Consider the following 1,495-nt stretch of genomic DNA (forward strand, 5'->3'; position numbering starts at 1 on the left):
AGCGCCAGCAGGCGCTGCGCGAAGCGCTGGCCACGCAGCTCGGCGTGGCCCACGAAGTGCTCGGCGGCCAGGGTGGGCTGCACCTCACGGTGCGCCTGGCTGCGGCCTTGCGCGACCAGGCCATCGTCGATGAAGCTCGCCGCCAGGGCCTGGGCGTGGCTGCGCTGTCCAGCTATGCAATGCAGCCGCGGCCCGAGGACAACGGCTTGGTGATCGGCTACGGCAACACCTCGGCGGAGCAGATGGGACCGATGGTGAAGCGGCTGGGACGGATTGCGAAGGCTCAGGCGGGCAAGGCGGCCGGCTGAGGCGACAGGCGCTGTGCCGTGCGCGCCAGGTGCTCACCGAAGCGCTGGGCAGAGCGCGCATCCGCCTCGCTGAGCACCGGCGCCTCGCCGGGGTTGGCCAGGTTGTGGCCCATCAGCCCGAGGAAGCTGCCGAGGTGGTTGGTGCCGTCGGGTTGGTACGGCAGTGCGTCCCAGCTCAGCCAGTGCATGCCGTGCTGCGCGGCCAGCACCGACAGGTAGCTCAATGTGGCCAGCTTGTCGCCGCTGGGGCTGCCGCTGGTGGTAAAGCCGGCCGCGAGCTTGCCGGTCCAGGCGCGGGCGAACCACAGGCCGGCGGTAGCGTCTGCAAAGGCCTTGAACTGGGCGGCCGGACCGCCCATGAAGGTGGGCACGCCGAAGACGATCAGATCGGCTTCGCTCAGCCTGGCCAGCACGGTGTCGTCCTGCCAGCGGCCTTCGTGGACCTGATGGCCGTGCAGGCGGATCAGCCGCAGCTCGGCCTGGCCGGACTGGCGCGCGCCGGCGGCGATCTGCTCGGCCAGCAGGTGGGTGCTGCCGCCTTGGGAGAAGTAGACGAGTGCGATGGTGGGCATGGGGTTGCTCGTTGGAAAGGAACGGGGGTTTCAGGCTTGGGGCGGCCAGGCACTCAGCTGGCCCAGCATGCCGAACCAGTCTTCGAGGTGCCAGGTGTGCGAGATCCGGCCGTCTCGCAGGTGGTGCACCTCGTGCATCACCACGTCGATGGGCTTGCCGGTCGGCGCAATGCCGAAGAACTCGCCGCGGTGGGTGCCGGTGATGCGGGCGCGCACCGCCGCACGGCCCTGGTGGCCGAACATCTCCTGCACCGTGATGCGCACGTCCGGGAAGGCCTGGGCGAACATCGCGATGACAGGGCCCAGCCCGGCCGGGCCTGGCGCCTGGCCGGGGCCCAGCGGGATGTCCTGCCAGTCGGGCGTGGTGGCCTCATGGACCAGCGCCGGGTCCTGCTCGTTGAAGGCGCGGTAAAGGGTTTCGATGGCGCGCTGCTCGGCGGCACTGAGGCCGTTGGGCTGCACTGCGGCGGCGGGAGAAAGGGGGATGTCGGAAGGCATGGCGCCACTGTAGAAACAGCGCCCACCCGCGTCCAATCGAATAATGGTATGCAGCAAAATCCACGGCATGGATCTTCATGCGGTGGACCTGAACCTGCTGGTGGCCTTCGACGCGCT

2 protein-coding genes and 1 pseudogene are annotated in these 1,495 nt (G+C 69.5%); 1 reads left to right on the plus strand and 2 read right to left on the minus strand.

The window, feature by feature from the left end:
* Positions 1-308 (plus strand): annotated as a pseudogene (locus FKP22_RS33110) (PLP-dependent aminotransferase family protein); the annotation flags it as partial.
* Here the strand turns inward: FKP22_RS33110 and FKP22_RS30110 are convergent.
* Both FKP22_RS30110 and FKP22_RS30115 read right to left on the minus strand, forming a co-directional pair.
* Complete coding sequence (locus tag FKP22_RS30110; protein WP_141291887.1) at positions 284-880, minus strand: flavodoxin family protein; 597 nt, start codon at positions 878-880, stop codon at positions 284-286. The pseudogene FKP22_RS33110 and the gene FKP22_RS30110 sit on opposite strands and share 25 nt — an antisense overlap.
* Before the next feature lie 30 nt (positions 881-910).
* The gene (locus FKP22_RS30115) at positions 911-1,378 is read right to left on the minus strand and encodes an ester cyclase (RefSeq protein ID WP_141291888.1); all 468 of its coding nucleotides are present in this window, start codon (positions 1,376-1,378) and stop codon (positions 911-913) included.
* Between the last annotated feature and the right edge of the window lie 117 nt (positions 1,379-1,495).

Source organism: Ideonella azotifigens (assembly GCF_006519715.1).
GTDB classification, from domain to species: domain Bacteria; phylum Pseudomonadota; class Gammaproteobacteria; order Burkholderiales; family Burkholderiaceae_C; genus Ideonella; species Ideonella azotifigens.

What these genes read in the sequence shown, in the direction of transcription:
- FKP22_RS30110 (WP_141291887.1), bottom strand. Translation starts at nt 880, where the DNA reads ATGCCCACCATCGCACTCGTCTACTTCTCCCAAGGCGGCAGCACCCAC.
- FKP22_RS30115 (WP_141291888.1), bottom strand. Translation starts at nt 1,378, where the DNA reads ATGCCTTCCGACATCCCCCTTTCTCCCGCCGCCGCAGTGCAGCCCAAC.